Source organism: Microcystis sp. M44BS1, from assembly GCF_020244875.1.
GTDB lineage: Bacteria > Cyanobacteriota > Cyanobacteriia > Cyanobacteriales > Microcystaceae > Microcystis > Microcystis panniformis.
In genome coordinates this window covers 1-22,536 of the sequence record NZ_JADBVM010000238.1, presented here as the reverse complement: position 1 = coordinate 22,536, position 22,536 = coordinate 1, and the positions used below count along the sequence as shown (strand labels likewise).

Sequence of the window (22,536 nt, the reverse complement as noted above, 5' to 3'; positions counted from 1 at the left end):
GAATAAAAATTGATAATCATCAAATTTCTAGGGCTAATTTGTATAAACGACTGCGGGATAAATTAGTAACCTGTGCTAATTGTCTGCTGGCTTGCGATCGACTAACTCCCCGTTCTATAATTTGTTTTAATTCCTGTTTTAATTCCTCGTCGGATAATTGGATATTATCGGCCTGATCGTTGCCCATAACTACGAGCGTAAATTCTCCTTTAGGAGTTTTATTCTCCCGATATAAATTAATCGCCTCGTCGATAGTTCCTCGCCAAATTTCTTCGTAAAGCTTGGTTAATTCCCGACCTAAAACTATCTTTCTTGTGGGTCCACAAGTTTCGCGTAAATCCTCCAAAGTCTTAATAAGTTTGTGGGGAGCTTCATAAAAAACCATCGTTCTTGTTTCAGTTTTTAAACTCTCTAAGCGCTCTTGTCTCAGCTTTGCCTTACCCGGAAGAAATCCTTCAAAACAGAATCTTTCCGTGGGTAATCCCGACACCGCTAAAGCAGTAATTACCGCCGTTACTCCGGGGATGGGAACCACTTCGATATTAGCTTCTATACAAGCTTTAATTAACTCATAACCCGGGTCAGAAATCCCCGGCATTCCCGCATCAGTAACCAAGGCGATATCCTGACCTTGGCTGAGAATATTTAATAACTCATCGAGACGGGAAAGGCGATTATGTTCATGGTAACTAATTTGAGGGGTTGAAATATCAAAATGCTGTAATAATTTGCCGGTGTGTCTGGTATCTTCGGCAGCAATTAGAGAGACTTTTTTGAGGGTTGCCAGGGAGCGGAAAGTCAGATCGTCTAAATTACCGATCGGCGTTCCCACCACATATAATTTACCGAGATTATTCATAAATTGGCTAAAAATAGGCTATTTAGTCGTCTTTTCAGTGATCAGTACCCAGTAAACGGTAGGCTGACGACTGATAACCGATCACTGATCAGACTGTCCACTAAAAACTCATAAGTAGGGAGGCACAATTATTTTTAGGATGGGTTAGCGGTAGCGTAACATGAGCGAGCGTTGGGTTTCATGCTTCAACCCAACCTACGTTCATCTTATATTTAATTCCACCCACCCACTTATCTGATCACTGATCACTGATAACTGCTCACTGATAACTGCTCACTGATAACTGATAACTGATAACTGATAACTGATAACTGAGAACCGATCGCTTTTCTCTGTTCAGGGATCACTCAAATAGGGTAAAGTAGGTCAAGGTATGCTAACCCTGTTATTGCATTAATCTAGTCTAAGGAGAACGTCTTAGTAATGTTAACCCTAAAAATCGCCGTTTATATCGTTGTTTCCTTCTTTGTCTTACTTTTTATCTTTGGCTTCCTTTCCGGCGATCCTACCCGTAACCCCGGACGCAAAGACTTTGAGTAGAAGACAATTATCAAACTGGTTCTAGGGTAGAGACACAGGGAACAAGTTATTGAACTTTCCCTGTCTCCCTAGAAATAATGATCGTGGTAGTATCATTGAGGTTCGCTCGTCCTCTATTTCGATCGCCGACTCGTGCAGTCATGTCTTTTTTTCTCTTAGCTGTTGAACCACCTGCCCTAATTAATACTGTAGCTGAACCGGAAACGGAGGAGCGCCAAGTTTCTGAAAATAGTCCCACGTCTGTAGTTCCCCTCCCTGTCACCCCAGCACCTCTAGAGGCAAAAAAGCCTTCAGAAGAGAGCGTTTCTATTCCCCTCACCGTCACTCCACCCCCGGAAACCGTCGAGGTAAAACCCTTGGTTCCCGATCAGGGTATTCCCCTCAAACCATTACCTAGCAGTGCGGGTGATGCGGCAGCTTTAGGAAAACCCCTTTCTGTTCAGAATTCTCCACCCCCCGCAGCCGTTGGTGTCACCATTAATCCCGAAACCGAGATAGTTTCAGGATTAAATCAAAAAGCTCTTAACCAGAAAAATGGCTCAACTCGGCTATTAGTGCGGAAAAAAGGCGAAAAAACCAGCCAAGAATACTTTATTTCCCTCAATAACAGCCTAGCTCAGTCCGCTAATCCAGAAGAGGAAAGACCCCTAGAATTAGTGGCCGATGAGCAGGAATTTGACCAAAATCGGCAGATTATCACCGCTAGAGGTAATGTCACCCTGCGTTTTGCCCAAAGTGTACTAACAGCCGATCGCTTACAGATTAATCTTCCCGAAAAGTTAGCGGTAGCGGAGGGCCAGGTGATCCTAACCCGGGGAGATCAAATCCTGCGCGGCGATCGCTTTGAGTATTATTTCGTCCAGGATAGCGGTGTGGTATTTAATGCTAATGGGGAAATTTTTCAACCCAGCACCGCTAGGGATTTAGGACAAACGCTGCCCACGGATGTGGGGGCCGGTAGTTCTTTTGGAACCCTAACCGATCGTTTGGCATTAAATCAACCCTTGCAGAGAATCACGACGGGAGAGGGTTTTCAATTTGTCGTCGGGGGACAGGATCCCAGTCGGCGCGATCGACAGAATATTAATAGTCCGTCGGGGGGAACGATTAATCGTGTCCGTTTTCAGGCCGAGCGCTTGAATTTTGATGGTAAGGTGTGGAATGCCACTAATGTGCGTCTGACTAATGACCCTTTTTCCCCTCCTGAATTGGAAGTTCGGGCTAATTCCGCCACTTTTCGCAGTACTGGCCCCTTTACCGATGAGTTACGGATGAGTAATTCCCAGTTGGTTTTCGATCAACGGGTAGTGGCACCCACTTTTATTAATAGTCTTACGTTCGATCGCCGTCGTCGTCGTCCTTTTTTAATTGCCCCGGGCTATGATGGGGAGGATCGGGGCGGATTTTTCGTAGAAAGTCCCCTAACTTTAGTGGAGACACCGAAGACTCTTTTTGAGTTGACACCGCAATATTTAGTGCAAAAAGTCCTCAATCCCGATGCTTTTCCCTCAGCTAACCCCGGAGGTGGGGAAGTTTCGCCCCTTAGTCCGAAAGCTTTTGGTTTATTGGGCAATTTTGCCACTAATTTTGGCGAGCGCTCGTTTTTGCAAGCGACAGCTTCTTTTTCTAATTTAGATTTGGAACAGATCGAAAATAGTGTTCGTTCTAAAATTCGCTTTCAACAGACGATCGGACAGTTGCAGTATCCCTATCTGCTCAATGTGGAGTACAATTATCGCGAGCGTCTCTTTAACGGTTCTTTGGGGTTTCAGACGGTTAATAGCAGTTTTGGGGCAATTTTGACCTCACCGGTGATTGTTGTCCCCAATACGGATATTAGACTCAGTTATCAAGCTTCTGTTCAGAATGTTAACGCACCCACCGATCGCAGTGATCTCTTAGCGGCCAATGCAACGGATAATGTGACTAATTTAAGCCGTTTTCAGGGTGCTGTCTCCCTCAATCGCAGTTTTTTACTCTGGTCTGCCCTTACTTTACCACCGACTCCCGACCAAGGGTTAAGATTTTCTCCTCTTCCCGTTCAACCCTATATTGCTCTTGTCACTGGTGTCACCGGTGTCACCAGTTATTACACTAATGGAGAGACGCAAAATTCCGTCACGGGAACCGTGGGATTATTGGGACAGTTTGGGCGTTTTTCCCGCAATTTTTTCGACTATACCGGGTTTAATATCAGTTTTAGTCAGGGTTTGGTTAACGGACAATCACCCTTTTTCTTCGATCGCTTTGTTGATCAACAAACCATGTCCTATGGTATAACTCAACAGGTATATGGTCCGATTCGCGTGGGTTTCCAGAGTGTTTATAGTATCGATCAAGCGAAGGAAATCAGTACAGAATATTTTCTCGAATGGAGTCGTCGCACCTATAGTTTAATTTTGCGCTATAACCCGGTGCTGCAGTTGGGAATACTCAACATCCGCGTCTCGGATTTCAACTGGACAGGCAACCCCGGCTATTTTGAGGGTAGCGATGTCCGTCCAGTGGTGGATGGAGTAACCCGTTAAGACTACATGGGAATTATGAATTATGAATTATGAATTATGAATTATGAAGTGGGGTGTGGGGTTTTAGGGATTTTCAGATCGGGATTACCTCTCATTGAGACTCCCTTGGCTAACTTCTAAGTAGGGAGGCACAATTATTTGTAGGATGGGTTAGCGGTAGCGTAACCCATGCGGGCGTTGGGTTTCATGCTTCAACCCAACCTACGTTCTCCCTTGGCTAACTTCTATCTTTTTTTCAACGTGACAGAAAAGCTCCTAAAATTTTCATTGTGTTGATCGTTTCATAATTCAACCCTTCTACTCCCTTAATATTTGTTTGTTCATAAAGTCTAGGAGAGCGTAAAGTATTCTGACATTCTCCTGTTTTTAGGTTCCAAAGTTTAATCGTCTCGTCTTCACTTGCGCTGGCCAATGTCTTACCGTCGGGACTAAAACACACTGACCTGACACTTTTAGTATGTTCACACAGAAGTTGATGAAGTTCACCTGTTTCAACATCCCAAATTCGGATTGTTGCGTCATCCCCTCCACTTGCTAGTAACTTCCCATCGGGACTAAAGGCCACTGACCATACCCAAGACTTATGACCTTCAAAACTATTAATTAATCTACCATCTTTGACTTGCCAAACTTTGACCGTTTGATCATCACTTGAACTGGCTAATCGCTGACCGTCAGAGCTAAAGACAACAGACCAAATTCTTCCTTGATGACCTTTAAAAGTCCGCAAAGATTGAGTCATATCATCTTCAATAGACCAGAGTTTTATAGTTCGATCTTCACTACCAGTTGCTATTAATCTTCCGTCAGGACTAAAAGTTACTGATAATACCCAGGCCTGATGTTCCTCAAAAGTCTTGAGACAAAATCCTCTCGGAACCGACCAAAGCTTAACAGAATTATCTCCACTACCACTTACCAGCATTTGACTATTAGGACTAAAAGCGATCGCCCATACGCGCTTTTGATGTTCTGGGGAAAAAGTGTATTTTTCATCTGTCCTAATATCCCAAAGTTTGATGGTGTTATCGTGACTGGTACTAGCAATCAGTTGACCATTCGGACTAACCGCGACTTGATGCAATAAAACCCAATAATCTTTTTCTTGTAAAATTTTAATTACTTTGCCACTTTCCCCTGACCATAATCTAATCGTTTGATCTCCGCTTCCACTTATCAATGTTTTTCCATCGGGACTAAAAGCTACTGAACAGATCCAGTCAGTATGACCATTAATCTGTTGAAGACATTTATGGTTTTTGATAGACCATAATCGGATCGATCGATCTATAGAACCACTCAAGATATATTGACTATCGGGACTGAAAGTAATCGATGATAATCGATTGCCATATCCCCTAAAACATTGAAGACATTCTCTGGTTTTTACTGACCATAATCGCAGTGTAAAATCTTCACTTCCACTGGCTATATATTGACCGTCCGGACTAAAAGCAATTGACCAAATCCAGCTTTCATGTCCTTCTAAAGTATCAATATTTTGATATTCTCCTTCTATAATAGACCATATTTTAATAGTTTTATCCCCACTTCCACTGGCTAGAAGTTGACCATCGGAACTAAAGGCAACTTGCCAAACCCAATCTTGGTGTCCTGTAAGAGTATGGAGACATTCTCCTGTGTTAACTGACCATATTTTGATGGTTTTATCAGCGCTGCCACTGGCTAAAAGTTGACCATTTGGACTAAAAGTAACACCACCCACTCGTTCTTGATGTCCTTCAAGGGTGTGGAGACATTCTCCTGTTTCAACTGACCATATTTTGATGGTTTTGTCCTCACTTCCTGTGGCTAAAAACTTACTATCAGCACTAAAAGCAACTGCTCTAATAGGAGCATGATGTTTTTGAGAAGGGTGGGGCAAAGAGTGACAATTTATAGATAAATCTGTTGTAATAGACCAAATTTTAATAATTCCGTCTTGTCCCCCACTTGCTAGTAACTGTCCCTCGGAATTTAAGGCTACTGACCACACCCAGCTTCCGTGAGCAGGAAAGCTTTTGCTTAATTCTAATTTTCCGTCTTGTTTGACTTTCCAGAGGTAAATCATCCCATGACTGTCACCAGTTGCTAAAAGATCTTCTCTTGGAAAAGAGCGATTAAACTGACTGCAAGAAATTGATAAAATACTGCCACAAGTTTGAGGGAAAATACAGTCAAAAAACTGTGAGTATGAAAAATCTACTTGGTTGAGTTTAATGTTTGAGAAATCAACTTGTCGAATAGAGATATGAGAAAAATCGTAGCCGATTAAGTGACCATTTTTCAGTATATTAAGTAAGTTGATAATATTGCCAGCAATGCCGCCAATTTGTCCAGAAGATTGATGTTTTAATGTCTTTAAACAATCGATTAGGTTGCTTTCCAGATTGTTTTCTTGAAAATTATGGATTAAGTTCTTAATTATTGGGTGTAAAATAACATTAATTTGAATCTTTCTTAGATAATCAGGAACAGTGGTTTTAGTCAAGGAGTTACTTCTTAATAATTGGAATTTTTGAGTTTTGATTTCTTCTGTTGCTATGGTAATAATTTTTTGAGTGAAATATTCAATCAGTAGAGGATGTATGGTAAAGTAGTCATCTTTTTTATCTAACAGAATTTTGCTAGATAATGATCTAATTCCTTCTTGGATACTTTTACCGTCAGGTTCAATGATAACATTATGTTCTAGCTCCGACAAAGAAACTGGATTTCGATTAATCGCTAACTCAAAAATAATCGCTTTTTCTAAATTAGATAGTTGCTGAAAGTAAGAATTTAAAATAGACTCGATTTTTTTTATCAGAAGATTCCCTTTTAAAAGAAAATCCGAGAGATTATTATGATGAACTCGTTGAATATGATGAGCGATAGATTTGATGAATAAAGGATTGCCGTGACAGACTTGTTGAATTAAAAATTGCCATTCATCCTCTGAACCATGAAAGGTGTCAATATCTCCCAAAATTTGCCGTCCAGTTTGATAGTCAAGTCCTTGTAACTCTCGGAAATAGGTTGAAGTCTTATTTCCCACTAACGATTCAAGTTCTTGAGGAATTTTTCGACTGGTTATAATTAAACAGCTATTGTGCTTTGACTGACCAATTGCTTGTAAAATTTCACTATATTCTCGATAGTTTTCATGCTCAATAATCGCATCAATATTATCTAAAAACAATAAACAACGAGATTTGGCTAGTATCTTGATAAATTTTATCAGTTTTATTTTAAATTTATCTTCTGTCTTAAAACTAATATTCTGTGAAATAATATTACTTATATTTTCAAGAAATTCTAGGGGTAAAGGAGGATTCAAAAAAGACCAATAGATAACACGGGGAAATTCCTCTTGAATTTGCTCAATCAGTTTACAGACAAGAGATGTTTTTCCGATTCCTGCTATTCCGAAAATTCCGATAATTTTACACGGGGGACTATTTTGAAAAAACTTTTGTTTTAATAATTCTAGTTCTTTTTCTCTACCATAAATCTGAGAAATATCAGGAATTAATCCGAAATTATCATAATTTATTTCTGTTTTAACTGATGAGTTTTCAAGACCGGGAGATTTACGCTTATCCCATTCTTCCTCAAATTTCCACAAATTTTCTTCTGTAAATGAACTCCAAAGGTTGAGGGTGAAGTGCCTTTGTCGTGATCCTTGAGGATTCGTGCGATTATCTGTAAGAATTCCCCAATCTTTTAAAACATCAAGAACATTTCTCATCTGAATTGTAGTGAGGGAAATAACTGATGTTTTTTTAGTACCAGCGTTGCAAAAATCTACCAAAACCTTTAATTCTGTTTTGACAATTAGTTTTGGGTGAGGTTTATCATATTTCAACCAGTTATAGATTATTTTATCTGACCAATAAGCTTGATCTACTAATTCACCGTTTACATACGTTAATAATCTTCTTAACAAAAGAGAAAGTTGTTCTTTAACTGTATCACTTGTATTTAGTCTTGGCATAATCTATGAAGATAATTTTTCTCATTATAGCTATATTTTCAATGTTGATTAATATTTTCTAAGGAATCTGGGAAGGATTTGAGGGTTAAAAATTTTTCTGGGATGAGGTGGTCGCCTACTTCTATAGGAATTTTAGTATATTGAGGGCGTGATAAAGAATCGGGTTCAATTAAAACATGGTACATCGTTAATCGGAAATCAGGGTCAAGATTAACTAGGGCAGAAATAGCTCCATCAGAATTTTGAGAAGCATATTTTTTATTTGTTATATCATCAGTTTGTGAAAAACAATCAAAACTACTAGGATGTCTATGCCAAAGTCCAAGAAGTTCTATAGGTTCCTGATAATATCTTCCTATTTTCTTAGATAAATGATTAATATACTCAGTATCATATTCAAAATAACCGGGTTGAAAAATAGGATGTATGCCTGGATCTAATGTTTCGAGAATGTACCATATATTAACTGTTTTTATTCCCAAGAAAATTCCACCTGTTTCTGTTTTAGAGCTTTCATAGGTTTCGGCGACAATTGCTAAAAAGGCTCTCTCTGAAAAAATAGTTTGGAGTTTTAAGTAGTTTAACATTTTTACTAAACTGATTCGTGTTGAGGATTGTCACAGGACATTTCTTGAAAGTAAGGTTCTCTGAAATATTCTATCTTTTTTGCCATAATTGGATCGTGACCTTGAATAAAAATTATTTGTTCATTGCGATTCATTCTCATGATTTCATCAGGATGTAGAAGGTCTCTAACTTGTTGGTTTCTTGTAGTTCCAGAACTTGTGCTATTGCCACCAACTTGACCATAACTTTGATTTTGACCCTCGCTAGTCGATATCACTTCAATTGTTGTTTTGCCTAGCTTTTCTGAGACATATTTGGCCGTCTCTAAGTCGGCGACCCCAAAATACTGCTGCACCTTGCTACTAGAAATAAATGGTTGCCATTCATCATTGGGATAAAGTGCTTTTATTTGAGATAAATCTTGTAAAATTGTCCAAATAGTTGCGCCATAACCTCTGACAATTGAAACAGCATCTCTTAGAGAATCCATCCGACCTAATTGTGCCATTTCATCTAGTAAGAATAAAACTCGATGTCTCGGTTTACCTTGAACACTTAAAATGGCTCGAATAGCCGTACTTATCCATAATCGGAGTAAGCGAGAATAGGATGATAATTTATCAGTAGGTAAAACTAAGTAAAGAGAAACATCACCCGTTCTTTTGAGGTCTTTAATATCAAAACTACTCCGAGATAAAGACTTGATAACTCTGGGAGAGTCAAGAAATCCGGTATTACTTTTAACAGTGGAAAGGACACTAGAAGCGGTGTCTACTGGTAATTGTTTAAAACCAGATGCGGTTCTGGCAATTATTCCATGAGCATAGGGAGAAAGTTCCATCATGTTAAGGTGAAAAGCTAATTCATTAGGAGGAGAAGTGAGAAGTTTTCTTACCTCTCCTAGATGTCTCGATTCTTCAAAAGATTCACAAACGACATAGAGAATAAATCCCGTTAAAAGAGTAACTGCTTCATCATTAAAATATTTGTTATTACCCTGCTCACTTTTTGGTCTTAAAATTAAAGAATCTGCTAAAGTTCTTGCATCATCTATTAAGTCATCTTCGTCAGGATCTAAAAGATCCAAGGGATTTAATTTCGCTTTATTTTTTTTGTCACAGATTTCAAATGGATCTAAACAAAATACTTGTTGTCCCATACGCCGACGTGCGAGTGCTGTTACTGCATAATTTTCTCCTTTAGGATCTGTAACAATAACTGAGCCGGGATAGGTTAAAAGATTAGGAATAACTACTCCAACACCTTTACCCGCACCAGGGGGAGCAATAGTTATTAAATTGCCTTCAAAGCCACTCCAATCTTGATTAAATCTAAGTAGTAGTGAATCTGATTGTGTTTTTCGTGAGATCATTCCTTTCTTTTTCGTAATTTTTCCTAGCACAAGACCTTGAGAATCAAATAGATTTAAGGCTTCCAGATCTTTTTCATTTGACCAGCGTGCTGTAGCTTGTCCACCACCAATTTTTTTTCTATCTGAACTTTTAGAAGGAAGAGCAAAGCTTTTTACTTGAAAGATCATTGCTGCTATAAACCCAACCCCAAAAATCAGAGCAAGATAATCAACGGTTAATTGAGGGACAAGATATTTAGCAGCGAGAACAAATAGCAAACCTGTTAAGAAATGAAAGGGATAGCGACGAACAATGTTGAAAAACATTAGCAGTATTTTACCTGCTACTGCTATAGATATTTCAAACATTTTAAACACTAAGTTAAATGGATCTTGAGACATGATTTTTTCCTCTATCCTTGAGTTCTTTGATTGCTAGGTAATTGTGTCATTGGTTGTTGACTTAAACTAGCAGCATTTCTAGCAACTTCTTGCATTTGTTTCTGTCTTTGTTCTTCAAGGGTTTTTTGACGGGCAGCTTCTTCTCTTTCTCTTGCTTTCATAACTTCTTTTGTAGCTTCAGAAAATTTTTGTCTTTGTTGGTCTTGTCGTTGTTTGAGAAGTTTCCTCAAATCATTAGCTTGACTTCTACAATTCTGAGCATCTCGATATTCCTGTTTAGCTTTTTCTATAAGAGCCTTACGCTCTTGATCACTAGCACCCTGTGCCATTTCACTATATTTGTTAGCTTCTGCTTGGTGTGCAGCAGCTTTTGCTTCAAGCTGATTAATATGATGTTGTAATTCAGCGTCACTGGGAACAAATTCGTTAGGCATAAATTCACCTCTTGGTAAAGTTTGTAGTACAAAGAAAACGATAAAATTTATCAATCACTAGGTATTGTAGCCGATGATATGTAAAAGCCAGAGTTGTTAATTAAACTCTCTATCTGTTCACTACTAGCCATCCCATTAAGAAATATCTGACCATCTTGATAAATTTGCCGATTAGTTAGATTCAGTTTGCTGAGATGATTTAGGCAAAGATACCTTACTGCTATTAAAGATCGCATCCCAATAATTAATCATAAAATTTATGATAATAATTAGAGGAAAAAATGAACCTAAAATAGCCCAAATAATGAAATTCGCTAACAGATTAGAAGTAGGTGAGATCAAATAATACATTAGACTGGCTCCTTTCCCTGTCAGAACTTTTTTATTGATTGCATACTGCGGAACTAGGCAAGATACAAAATATAATACACATAAAATAATTGGAACAAACCAGTTATTACTAATAGCTAAATAAACTAATCCACCAATGATAGCTAAAAACCAACTTCCTAAAAATTTGCGGTTAAGATTTTTGGCAATTAATTCCTCACCTCCTTTAATAGCATTTGTGACCGTGTCATCATTGATGTTAATATTACGAGCCTTTTCAATATACAACTTAGTCTCATTTATTTGCTCTATTTCTGTTGCGTAATAAACATTGTCTTTTGCTACATAAGTCCAATTTCGGTGGCATACTTGAACATAAGCTATTGCTAAAACTCTTTTAAATTCTTCTTCATTAGGCTCTAGACTAACACAGCGTTCATAAATTTCTATCCCTTTTGCATATTGAGGTGTATTTATATATATTCCCCCTTGAGCAGCTAGATAGGTTGTTTGTTTATCTATTGAATAAGCACGCTCATATTGTTCAAGTGCTTTCATCAAAGCTTCATCAGGTGAATTAGCAACAGCTTTATACTTTTGAGAATCAGCTGAAGATTCTAAAACAAGTCCATAATCAAAATAGAAAGGAGCATGATTAGGACGAAGTTTTATTGCTTTTTTAAATTCATAGTCTGCATCTCTAGTCTCACCCCATAAGTATTTAGCACGGGCCGCAACTGACCAAGCATCGGCACTATTGGGGGCTATTTGAGTTGCTCTTTCTCCAACAACGATCGCTTCGGGAATTGCACCAATTGCAATTAGCTCTCGTGCTTCCTTTATGAGTTCGTCAGCATTTTGAGATAAATCATTCTCATCAACTTGGTGTGTTTCGATCGGCTGATTAGCTAAATCACGATCATACTTTTGACGATTGATAGGATCAAGCAAAATAGTCTTGGCTTCTTCTAATTCCTTCATAACTCGTTCGGCTTCTTGCCTACGTTGTTGATCAGGATGATTTTGTTGTCCAAGCCACCGCCGTGTTTGTTTACGAATCGCTTGTTCAATTTCCTGTTCAGAGGCTTCTTTTTGAATGTCTAAAAGTTTGTAGTAATCTTTCATGGTTTTCCTCCAATGATATATGTTTGGTTGATATTTAATGAATGCGTTGCTGAGAATTTAATTAACTGAAGTTAAGCTCATTTTTTGCTGTTTCTCTTCTACCTGTTCTTCGGTTAAAGAACGGGCTTCAATCTGAATTTCACCAATAAATTCAGGTTTTTGGGGAGCTAAGTCAAAAACCTTAACACTAATCATTTGATTGGAATCATATTCAAAGTCCACTCGAATGGGGGAATTTTTAGGATAAGGTTTAATTCTCATGGGTTTTTCAGCCTTTACAGTAATTTCTCTAACGTTATTACTTTCGCCCTCAGTAACTTGTACAAGAAGTTGTTGCTGATTATCCCGAACAGTGTAGAATGTCTTACTAAATTGACAAGGAATGACTGTATTTTTTTTCAATACGATGCTATTAACACTCCGCATATGTTCATCAACAGAAATCATTCCTATACTATGAGAAGTGACATCTTTGATTCCAACCAACGGAAAATCTTGTATTTCTACTAAGTCCGATGTTCCTTGTTTAATTTGTAATAATTCAGCTTGAAAAGCTGCACCTATTGCTACCGCTTCATCAGGATGTAATTCCATTGAAGGTCTTTGTCCTGACATTTTTTCAATTAAGGTGGCAACGGCCTTCATTCGTGTTGAGCCTCCTACAAGAAGAACTTTGTCAATATCTTTCCAAGTTAATTTAGCATCTTCAAGAACAAGCTCAGTTATTGTTTCTGTTCTTTGTAACAATGAATTAGTAATTTCTTGAAATTTTTCTACTGTCATTGAAATGGAGATGGTTTTCCCTCCTGTCGATAAAAATACTTTAGTTGTACTTTTACTAGAGAGAGTTTTCTTGGCAATTTCTGCTTTATCCCTTAAATCTTGAGTTAAAGTAGGGTCATCAAAAAGATCAATGCCTGATTCTTTTTTAAATTCTTCATTCAGGTATTCCATGATTTTGTTATCCCAGTCAAAACCACCTAAGTTTTTGTCGCCACCGGTAGCAATAACATTAATTTCTCCTTTTTTTATTTCCATAATAGTGACATCAAAAGTTCCACCTCCTAAGTCATAAACTAAGACTTTTTGATTAATTTTTTCCTGATTAATTCCATAAGCTAAAGCAGCAGCAGTTGGCTCGTTAATAATTCGTAATACGTTTAAACCAGCAATTTTTCCTGCATCCATTGTTGCTTTACGTTGAGCATCATTAAAATAGGCAGGTACAGTAATAACAACACCCTTAATTGGTTCCCCTAATGTTGTTTCAGCATCTTCTTTCAAGCGCTTAAGAATGAAAGCTGAAATTTCTTCAGAAGTATATTCATCACCATCTTCAGTAATAAATCTCCAAGTTTTTTCTCCCATATATCGTTTGACAAATTGAACCGTGTCTAAAGGCATAGCCACAGCAGAACGTTTAGCTATACTGCCAATAACAGGAGTTCTATCTTCAAATAAAACAACTGAAGGTGTAATTCTTTCTCCTTCACGATTAGGAATAATCTCTTGTTTCCCATACTTATTAGTATAGGCAACAGCACAATAAGTTGTTCCTAAGTCAATGCCAATAACTTTAGCCATGATAAATTCCTCCAAATAAATTAACTAAACTGAAAAAAACTAAATTTCCATCGCTTCTAACTTTTGCTTACTTGCTTCAACAATATCATCAGCAAGGATGCCAGATTTTTGCATGATAGATTCACGAGAAACCTGACCACTCATCTGTTCACGAGTGACAACTTCAATAATGCCATCCGCCGTATATTTAAGGGTGACTTCAATCTTTAATTCTCCTGCTTTGCAAGGGGGTAAATTTTTTAATCCCGTTTTGCCAATCCGATCTATATTGGGTGAACGGGGATCTTCATCTTCTCCTTGAAGTACATCAAAATCGACACGGGATTGATTATCCTCTAAAGTTGTATAAATCTTTGTTCTTTCACAAGGGATCTGAGTTAATCGAGGAATAATAATGCTATTGATATATTTACCCGTTTGTGCAGATTTAACTTGAATCCCTAAACTATGAGAAGCAACTTCATTGATAACTAGATCAACAGATTCTCCTTTATCTGATTTCAGTTCTGGCGTTTCTTCAGTGGATTTTTTGCCATTGGAATCTTTTTGTGTTTCCTTAGCAGCAACAACCGCTTGAATAGCAGCGCCTAACGCCACACATTCATCAGGATTTGTATCTTTTACAGGTTCTTTTCCTGTGACACGCTTGATCATTTTTTGAACAGCAGGAATCCTACTAGATCCGCCTACCAATATGATCTTATCAATATCTGACCAATCCATCTTGGCATCTCTAATGACTTTCTTCATATAGGTTTCAGTCTTATTAATCAAATCCTCGATTAAATCCTCAAAATCATCCCTGTCAATATTGACACTAGCGGTATTTCCTCCATGGGATAACACAACTTTTACGGAAGGTCTTACCCCGACATCTTTTTTAGTTATTTCTGCTTTTTGCCATAAATCTTGATTGGTATGAGGTTGTTCTCTTAAATCCACATTATGGACTTCTTTGAAGTCTTCAGCCAGATATTTAACTAACACTGCATCCACATCACTTCCTCCTAATTGAGGATCTCCATCAGTCGCTAAAACAGTGAATTCACGTCCCGCTACTTTCAAGATAGTGACATCAAACGTTCCTCCCCCAAAATCATAAATGAGAATCGTTTGGTCTTCTTCTTTATCTAAACCATAAGCTAATGCAGCAGCAGTGGGTTCATTAATAATGCGAATAACTTCTAATCCTGCAATCTCTGCTGCTTGTTTAGTAGCTTCTCTTTGAGCATCTTTAAAGTAAGCAGGAACACTAATAACTGCTTTTTTAATTTCCTTTCCGAGTCTTTCTTCTGCATCATTTTTAAGCTTTTTTAGGATAATAGCAGATAGGGTTTCTGGAAGGTAATCTTCTCCATCAACATTAAAGCGAAAAGAAGGATTTCCCATTTGCCGTTTGACAAAACGAACCGTTCTTTCAGGATTGGTAATGGCTTGATTGAAGGCAATTTGTCCTACAATTGGTGTACCATCATCTTCAAAAAAAATGACCGATGGAGTGGTTCTTTCGCCTTCTAAATTAGGAATAATCTCAGGCTTGCCATAGCTGTTGACATAAGCAATAGCCGAGAAAGTTGTTCCTAAATCAATTCCTACAATAATTGCTTCACTCATTTGAATTTCTGTCGTTTCTTGAGAGTAAATGTCAGATTTTAAGACATCAACAAGTTAATAATGAAAAATTTACGCTCTGTGATACTTAGAAACAATTACCTCCTCCGGCCGTAAAATTCGATTGCCATAATGAAAGCCACGACGAACAATAGAGAAAACCCTATTATTTTCCGACTCAACGTCAGTTTCCTGGGTTTGAATTGCTTTTTGACAAGAGGGGTTGAATGTCGTTCCAGAAACAGTTTGGATGACCTCTATCTGTTGACGTAAGAGAATTTCTAAAACTTCCTCACTTACTGATGTTAGAATATTTTTTATGGAATCAGATCGATTTTCTATCTTGTCGTCAGTGATACTTTCTTTAATACTTTCAACTCTATCCAGCAAGAGAATCAAATCTAAGTAAAGGGGTTTTACACTATCAAATGCTGAATTTTCTTTGAGTGCTTGAAGTTCAGTATAGAGCAGGTCAAAAGCCTTTTCTTTCTCTTTATCGTAGGTTAATCTTTGCTCAAAAATATCACCTAAAGAATCTAATCCTGATTGAAGGTGATCAAGCTTGTCGAGAATTTGATTACCTATCTCGGATGAATCCGTCAATTTTTGACCTTGCTGATTGTCAACGTCTGCTGGCGATAATTCTGTGTCTGTTTGAGTATTCATGGGCAAAAACTTATACAACACTGTTCCATTGAGGATAAACTTGGGACTTTCCCCGATGCAAATTTTTTTTGAAAAGCTGCAAGTCTTTGTGGGATAAGGCATTGCATCGCTAAGACTCTAGTTCAACTTCGGGACACTTAAGGATATAGCCAATTTTCAGGATAATTTACCTTAAGTTCCCAAAATCTAGTATTTATCGGCAACCTATTAAGCCAGACTTCACACCGCAAACGCTTGCTTGTGTTTATGAAAAATCTGGTCAGCGTTGTGGTACTGATGCTTAATCATCCACTGCTCCAGTTCAATGAGATACCATTGACCGGCAAATGTTCCATATTTTAAGCAAACTTTTTCATGATCGTGTAGAGTGTGCTTAAATCCAAAACGTTCTTTATACAGTGCTTCAATCGTTTCGTCCCCTTTTGGATAAGTCGTGTAAGAGATTTCAGTGTGAGCGATATCATGTTTGTAAGTCAAGATAGCTCGAATCAATTGCTGATAAACAAGATAACTTGTTCCTATTTTGCCAGTTCCCTGTTTATCATAGAGAGAGAGACTTTCTCCGATGCTTGTTACATTTTTGGGTAACATCAAATGCTTTCCTGTATGTTTTCCTTCACAAATTGTTGCCAGTTGACAAGGCAAATAGTAACCATATTCAGCCAGAGAATAGGTATAACGTGCAACACCGATTACCTGAGAGGGATTCTGTTCAGGATAGGCCAGAAAAATAACCGATTGGTGAGTAAATAAATCGTCGATTTCTTTGCGATAATTTTGCGACTCAGGATAGCGATTCTTGAGAAATAAGAAATAGGATTCAATTTCTGCCGGTGTTTCCGCTTCCTTGACCAGATAACCTTTGACCTTTGGCACCTCAAAACAAAGTAAGGCTCTTTTGCGAAGAATCCAGCAGTTGCCAATGTTATTTAATACAATAAATCCAGCACAAGAAAACAGAATCTTCACATATTGCTCAATATCAGGAGTTTGGGATATATCATAGACAAAGAGAAGACCGTTATCCTGTAACATTCTTCGGACAGTCCTCAAAGTGAATAGGGGATCCTTTTGTGTGTAATTTGTGGTCTTTAGCGTTTCAAATGTTTGTGCCGTTAAATCCTTTTCCTCGTTTGGTTTTAAATTAAGCCAACAAGAAAGTTGCTCATAGTGACGCTCTCGTATTTGACTGCTAAATAAGTGATTGACATCAACTCCATCCGACGACAGTAGCCGCACCGATGTAGATGATAATGGGATAAACTGTTTACCATTGGTTTGGTTGATTATTTGAGAAATAGCCATTTTGCTACCCTTAGGAAGAGGACAACGAGCAATGAGGCTCTCTTCATTGGGAATAAAGCGATAGAAATCCTGAGATTTTCTACGAAGAAGCAAGCAAAACGATGATTTTTGGGCGCAAAAAGCAAAAGAAGCTGGAATTAGAAAGAATTAGAAAGCTTGAATGGCTTCCTATACCTATAATTGAGCAAATAGCTGATATGTACTTAGTCACATTGAGAGAAAGTTTTTCAAAAAATGAGAATTTCTGGGGATAATTGATCAACAATAGAGAAATAAACTTATGTAGATTGAATAGAGAGCAATGAAGTTAAAACTTTCCGTAGCGGGACTTGAGCAAGTCAAAACCCGATGGGCGCAAAAACAAAAAGAAGGCTGGACTAGAGGGCATTTATGTAAGGAAGCTAGTCAATTTTGTCAACCTCGTATAGACTGGGTAGAAGATCTGGATTACCGATTTTCCTATGCCAATTCCTGCTCACCAGAGACTTTAGATCATTTTTTGAGGGGTAAAAACATTCAATCGGAAGGTTTTTTCGCCTTTTGTCGAGCTTTGAACATCGACCCTTCAAAAGTCGCAGATCTAGATAATCTTTTGCAAAAACTGACTCAAGATATCGAGCCTATCTGGGTGGGGCGAGAGTCTCTTCAAAGTGATTTACTGGAAAAACTAAGAGGCGATTGTCGCATGGTCGTAATTACGGGAATAACAGGTATTGGGAAAACTGCCCTCGCCTACAAATTGGCCTTAGCTTTGTGTCAAGAAGGGTTTCCTCCTGAACCGCCTATTGATTTTGATGGGTTTAATCAACGGGAGGATCAACAGTCGCAATCAGAAGCACAAAACTTTATCAGCACAGCTATTGATTTACTCAATCGTGGCGATGAACCTGTTACGGCAAAACAAGCAAAAAACCCAGAACAATTATTAACTCAACTGGTTAATCATCTGAGCAATAATCGTCGATTGATTTGGTTTGATTCAATGGAAAATCTTTTACAAGGAGAACAACAAGATGGCAGTAATCGCTTTAAAGACCCCCTCTGGCGAGTCTTTTTTCAAAAGATATTAGAAGCCGAAAATTGTCAGACTCGAATTGTGATAACTTCGCAGGATAAGCCTGAAGATTTTGAAACTTTTAGTCAAGATCAATATTGGCATATTCAGCCATTAATGGGATTAGAGGATCAGGAAAGTTTACAGTTATTTGAACGTTTATTTCAACAAGCAGAAGTCGAATTAATTCTTCATGGACGTAACCTTGCTTACCTTAAAGAGATCGGAAAACTTTATGAGGGACATCCTCTCGCTATCCGCTTAATTTCTGGTGATATTATTGATAGACTGAATGGAGATATAAGCACTTATTATGACGAGAATAAATCCCGATTTCGACGATTAAGAGAAATGATTGATGAAGCTCAGAAAGCCAATCCTGATGATTATTACAAAGTTAACTTAATGACCAAACAATTACGAAAACAACTGTTAGAGGAGGAAATCGAAAGAACAATAGAGCGACTTGAAAACACTTTTAAAACTGCTTATTTATTGCTTATCTATGGCTCCACTTATTCATCTTTTGAATTTAAAAATGCGTGGTTTGAAAATCTTCAATTATTCTCAGAATACGAGGAACAGGATTTAGACCTAGCTCTTTTTACCTTGTTTAACCGTTATTTAGTAGAAACTCAAAAACAACTGGGATATGAACCACATATCAAACAGCACAGCTTAATTCGCAATGTTGCTTTCAAGCGTCTAGTATCTACCCAAAGAAAAGAAGGAAACCCAAATCATGAATGATTTTCAATCTCCTCAATTAAGAGTCAAAGAACGTCTCACAAGTATCGATTTTACTGTTTTTGGAGAACTCGCTCAAGTTAAACAAAAAGGGGAAATTTTAGGGGCGACAGGAAGTCATTTTGAAAAAGCACATTTTGGCGCATTTATCTGGCATTTAATTGGTTATGAACGCCATATTAAGGATAAAATGGGACAGCAGCTCTCTATTCAAGAACGGGCAAGTCGTTATGTGGAAGCATTTCTCTGTCTATGTCGATTAGGTTGGTATAAAGAAGCTAAATCTTTATTTTCTTTACCCTTAGAAATTCATGACCCAACTTCTTTCCCTTTGCACAAACAATTACGCATCTGGGGACGCTATGAAGAGGGCATAAAACTGTGTAAAGAATTATTGGGAAATCTTGACAATGAAACCGATTTTCTCTGTTTAAGTGAACTTGGTTATATGTATCGAGAATTAGGACAATTAGACCAAGCAAAAAATTATGCAGAGAAACTGTTATCCTTAGCAGAGCAATTAAATAATCCTCTTTGGAAAGCAAGAGGAAAAGTAAATATAGCAACAATTGATGGAATAAAAGGGGAATATTTAAGCGCTGAAATAGTACTGAATGAAGTTTTAAATCTAGCCGAGATTATTCCCGATTGTGACGAAAAATTTGAGATTATTAATGTTGCTTATTTAAATCCCGGTAATTGTTATGGTTATCAGGGAAAAGTTGACCAGACTATTGCTTGTTTAGAAAAATACTTAAAATGGGCAGAAAAAATTAAAAATCTTATTTATCAAGCAACAGCTTTACGAAATTTAGGAGAAGCATACCGGCGAATCAATGATTTGAATCAAGCTATCGATTATACTCAAAGAAGTCTTGATTTATCTGAGCAAATAACCGATGAAGCAGGAATTATTTTTTCTTTGGGAAATTTAGCCGCAATTTATTGGCAACAAGCAAATTTTCAGGAGTCTGAAAAATACTTTAAACAACAAAAGAAAAGAGCTTTAGCTATTTCAGATGTGGCAGGTGTTGCCCATGCTTGTGCTGGATTAGGAGAAATTTATAGTATCACTCGAAAGGATGATCTAGCCTATCAATATCTTAATCAAGCTTTAGATATTGCCCTCGATATTGGAGAACGATATATAGAACTAGAGACTTTAATTATTTTGGCAGAATTTGAAGAAAAAACCCATGATCTTAAATCAGCTATTAATCACTGGCAACAAGCATTACATCTTTCTGAAAAATTAAATATGCTCTCACATAAAGAGAACTGTGAACAAAATCTAGAAAGGTTATTAAACCCCAACTAAGTTGAGACTGAGTAACGCACAGAAAACGGGTTTCTCGGAGAAACCCGTTTTCTACTCATGCAAAAGAGATGTCTATTGAAACAATCTGAATTTCCCTGACTCGGTGCATTGGTTTGGTTGGCTTTTCGGTGGTGATTAGTTCATCAGCTTGAATTTGCAGCGCAGCAGCAACGTGAAGTGCATCCATCGCCGCTAAACCGTAAGTGCCAGCAATTTCATGACTCACTGCACCCTCCTCGACGTGCAGCAAGTTCTTGTTCTATTTCGTCTTCATTGAGCAGTTGCAATCCAGATGCAATCGCTCGCTGTCGGATTTCCCATAACTTTTTGCTTAATGGTGTTTGGGGAATAAATTTTAATTATATCTATTACTTCGCTACCATTATTATTCAATTCTTTAATTAAGAAGTCTAAAGATGGCATAATTACTTATTCCGAATATTGGTATTTAGGCATTATTATAGCATTCCAATTTTCTAAAGTCAAACCCTCAACTCTAGCTAAATTAATACCATTAGTTTGTAGAATAGGAAATACTTTTTAATCTTTAATTCTTAGGATAAGTTGAGGTATAGTTTCTCATCTTAACTTTAATTGGAGCGATCGCATTTTATTGTGTTTGAGAAGGGCGATCGCTATTGAGTTGAGGATGCAGGAGAAATTTGAGCTATAATAGGGGATAAAATTAACAAACAAGGTAATTATCAATGCCATTAAAGCAAAAGTATATTACTGATGAACAGGGTAATCAAATCGGTATTCTTTTAGATATAGAGGAATATCGAAAACTCCTAGAAGATTCTGAAGAATTGAATGCTATTAGAGCCTATGATTTAGCTATTTCGGAAGAGGAAGAAATTCCTTTTGAAGAGGCGATCGCCGAAATTGAAAATAGTCGTCAATGAATTACACTATTGCGATTAAAAAACAAGCTTCTAAGGCTTTAGCTAATCTTCCCCAAGATAGTTATCAGAAAGTTCGAGACGGGATTAGAGCATTAGCTGACAATCCAAGACCAACAGGGTGTCTCAAACTGACAGGACGAGAAGGCTGGCGGATTCGGATTGGAGTTTATCGCGTTATTTAGGGGATAGATGATTCCGCAAAAAAGGTGATTATTCTAGATAAGCTAAACGGCTTTTACTTCGGAGCACCGATATAGACTCCAAAAGGGTTATAGCTATTGGATCATGCAGGTTAAGCGCCGTTTAGCTTACCAAGAAATCTATCTGGCTATCAAAGATGAAATTTATGAGACTTTTTTCCAACGAAAATCTATTCAAGCCGTTATTAAAAGACACCAATTAGATTTATTAGTTGTCAACATCGAAAAAGAGGAGATTGTCCAATGGATAAACTAACTAACTATCGCCAAATTATTCAAAATACCTTAACAAAGCTAGACAAAATTGCGAATAGCTCATCCAAAAAAAAACTAGAAACCTGTTTGATTTTTGATGAAAATCATGATCATTATCTATGGATGTCTATTGGTTGGATAAACAAAAAGAAAATCAACAATATTCAGATTCATATTCGTATTAAAAATGAAAGAGTTTATATTGAACAGGATTGGACAGAAATAGGAATCACCTCTCAATTATTAGAAGCAGGGATTCCCAAAGAAGATATTGTTTTAGCATTTCATGATCCTGCAAGTCGTGAATTAACAGAATTTGCTATTGCTTAATCAGGGGCGATCGCTGTTTTACTGTGTAGATAGGAGAAGGCGATCGCGTTTTTAGCTGAGGTTAAAATCTAGAAAGGTTGTTAAACCCCAACTAAGTTGAGACTGAGTAACGCACAGAAAACGGGTTTCTCCGAGAAACCCGTTTTCTACTCATGCAAAAGAGATGTCTATTGAAACAATCTGAATTTTCCTGACTCGGTGCATTGGTTTGGTTTGCTTTTCGGTGGTGATTAGGGACTTGCGTAGGAATAATATCCCAGCCAGAAAATCGCTCTGTAGAAGAACCAGACCAGCCAGATCAGATGGCACATTATCAAAGCGCAAGTCCCTAACACCTCGAAGGCTCTCCCCCTACTTAGGGTGATCAGCAAACCTGAGCGATCGGAGGGCGCAAGCATTGCGCCCCTACAGTAACGGATTTTGTCCACAATGTAGGGGCGAACTGCGTT

At 37.8% G+C, this 22,536-nt stretch carries 19 protein-coding genes; 8 read left to right on the top strand and 11 right to left on the bottom strand.

What is annotated here, in order from left to right; all coding sequences use genetic code 11:
• Nucleotides 1-19 precede the first annotated feature (19 nt).
• The gene (gene rsmI / locus IM515_RS18580; RefSeq protein WP_287627123.1) at nt 20-859 is read right to left on the bottom strand and encodes a 16S rRNA (cytidine(1402)-2'-O)-methyltransferase; all 840 of its coding nucleotides are present in this window, start codon (nt 857-859) and stop codon (nt 20-22) included.
• Nucleotides 860-1,282: 423 nt separating this feature from the next.
• On the opposite strand from rsmI, the gene IM515_RS18575 reads away from it, so the two are divergent.
• Both IM515_RS18575 and IM515_RS18570 read left to right on the top strand, forming a co-directional pair.
• A complete protein-coding gene (locus IM515_RS18575) occupies nt 1,283-1,399 on the top strand; it encodes a photosystem II reaction center protein I (RefSeq protein WP_002732356.1) in 117 nt (38 codons plus the stop codon).
• A 140-nt stretch (nt 1,400-1,539) separates the two neighbouring features.
• Nucleotides 1,540-3,927, top strand: a complete 2,388-nt coding sequence (locus tag IM515_RS18570; RefSeq protein ID WP_287627122.1) for a DUF3769 domain-containing protein — start codon at nt 1,540-1,542, stop codon at nt 3,925-3,927.
• A gap of 235 nt (nt 3,928-4,162) precedes the next feature.
• Here IM515_RS18570 and IM515_RS18565 read toward each other — a convergent pair whose 3' ends face one another.
• The 9 genes from IM515_RS18565 to IM515_RS18525 form a co-directional block, all read right to left on the bottom strand.
• Nucleotides 4,163-7,903, bottom strand: coding sequence for a WD40 repeat domain-containing protein (locus IM515_RS18565; protein ID WP_287627121.1), 3,741 nt, complete (start codon nt 7,901-7,903; stop codon nt 4,163-4,165).
• Between the two features lie 38 nt (nt 7,904-7,941).
• The gene (locus IM515_RS26170; RefSeq protein WP_002793844.1) at nt 7,942-8,490 is read right to left on the bottom strand and encodes a Mov34/MPN/PAD-1 family protein; all 549 of its coding nucleotides are present in this window, start codon (nt 8,488-8,490) and stop codon (nt 7,942-7,944) included.
• 5 nt (nt 8,491-8,495) lie between these two features.
• Complete coding sequence (locus IM515_RS18555; RefSeq protein ID WP_287627120.1) at nt 8,496-10,223, bottom strand: type IV secretory system conjugative DNA transfer family protein; 1,728 nt, start codon at nt 10,221-10,223, stop codon at nt 8,496-8,498.
• An 11-nt stretch (nt 10,224-10,234) separates the two neighbouring features.
• The gene (locus IM515_RS18550; RefSeq protein WP_287627119.1) at nt 10,235-10,657 is read right to left on the bottom strand and encodes a hypothetical protein; all 423 of its coding nucleotides are present in this window, start codon (nt 10,655-10,657) and stop codon (nt 10,235-10,237) included.
• 171 nt (nt 10,658-10,828) lie between these two features.
• The gene (locus tag IM515_RS18545) at nt 10,829-12,112 is read right to left on the bottom strand and encodes a DnaJ domain-containing protein (protein WP_149977989.1); all 1,284 of its coding nucleotides are present in this window, start codon (nt 12,110-12,112) and stop codon (nt 10,829-10,831) included.
• 57 nt (nt 12,113-12,169) lie between these two features.
• Nucleotides 12,170-13,696, bottom strand: a complete 1,527-nt coding sequence (locus IM515_RS18540; protein WP_149977990.1) for an Hsp70 family protein — start codon at nt 13,694-13,696, stop codon at nt 12,170-12,172.
• Nucleotides 13,697-13,735: 39 nt separating this feature from the next.
• Entirely contained in the window at nt 13,736-15,310 is a 1,575-nt protein-coding gene (locus IM515_RS18535) for an Hsp70 family protein (RefSeq protein ID WP_149977991.1), read from the bottom strand.
• A 69-nt stretch (nt 15,311-15,379) separates the two neighbouring features.
• Nucleotides 15,380-15,973 carry a nucleotide exchange factor GrpE gene (locus tag IM515_RS18530; RefSeq protein WP_172969308.1) on the bottom strand — a complete coding sequence of 198 codons (594 nt, stop codon included), beginning with the start codon at nt 15,971-15,973 and terminating at the stop codon, nt 15,380-15,382.
• A gap of 219 nt (nt 15,974-16,192) precedes the next feature.
• On the bottom strand, nt 16,193-17,278 hold the full coding sequence (locus IM515_RS18525) for a hypothetical protein (protein ID WP_287627118.1): 1,086 nt from the start codon (nt 17,276-17,278) through the stop codon (nt 16,193-16,195).
• 301 nt (nt 17,279-17,579) lie between these two features.
• On the opposite strand from IM515_RS18525, the gene IM515_RS18520 reads away from it, so the two are divergent.
• A complete protein-coding gene (locus IM515_RS18520; protein ID WP_287627117.1) occupies nt 17,580-19,082 on the top strand; it encodes an nSTAND3 domain-containing NTPase in 1,503 nt (500 codons plus the stop codon).
• Nucleotides 19,075-20,397 carry a tetratricopeptide repeat protein gene (locus IM515_RS18515; protein ID WP_287627116.1) on the top strand — a complete coding sequence of 441 codons (1,323 nt, stop codon included), beginning with the start codon at nt 19,075-19,077 and terminating at the stop codon, nt 20,395-20,397. Before IM515_RS18520 ends, IM515_RS18515 begins: the two co-directional genes overlap by 8 nt.
• A gap of 55 nt (nt 20,398-20,452) precedes the next feature.
• Here the strand turns inward: IM515_RS18515 and IM515_RS18510 are convergent, their stop codons facing one another.
• Entirely contained in the window at nt 20,453-20,647 is a 195-nt protein-coding gene (locus IM515_RS18510; RefSeq protein ID WP_190723405.1) for a PIN domain-containing protein, read from the bottom strand.
• 457 nt (nt 20,648-21,104) lie between these two features.
• Between IM515_RS18510 and IM515_RS18505 the strand changes: the two genes are divergently transcribed.
• The 4 genes from IM515_RS18505 (at nt 21,105) to IM515_RS18490 (ending at nt 22,087) form a co-directional block, all read left to right on the top strand.
• Complete coding sequence (locus tag IM515_RS18505; RefSeq protein ID WP_002760112.1) at nt 21,105-21,302, top strand: RelB antitoxin-like protein; 198 nt, start codon at nt 21,105-21,107, stop codon at nt 21,300-21,302.
• Entirely contained in the window at nt 21,299-21,484 is a 186-nt protein-coding gene (locus IM515_RS18500; protein ID WP_223211814.1) for a type II toxin-antitoxin system RelE family toxin, read from the top strand. Before IM515_RS18505 ends, IM515_RS18500 begins: the two co-directional genes overlap by 4 nt.
• Before the next feature lie 103 nt (nt 21,485-21,587).
• Nucleotides 21,588-21,758: an element excision factor XisH family protein gene (locus IM515_RS18495; RefSeq protein WP_287627115.1), complete on the top strand. Its 171-nt coding sequence runs from the start codon at nt 21,588-21,590 to the stop codon at nt 21,756-21,758.
• Nucleotides 21,746-22,087 (top strand): XisI protein, encoded by a 342-nt coding sequence (locus IM515_RS18490; protein ID WP_002767575.1) that lies wholly within the window; start codon nt 21,746-21,748, stop codon nt 22,085-22,087. Before IM515_RS18495 ends, IM515_RS18490 begins: the two co-directional genes overlap by 13 nt.
• Nucleotides 22,088-22,536: the final 449 nt, after the last annotated feature.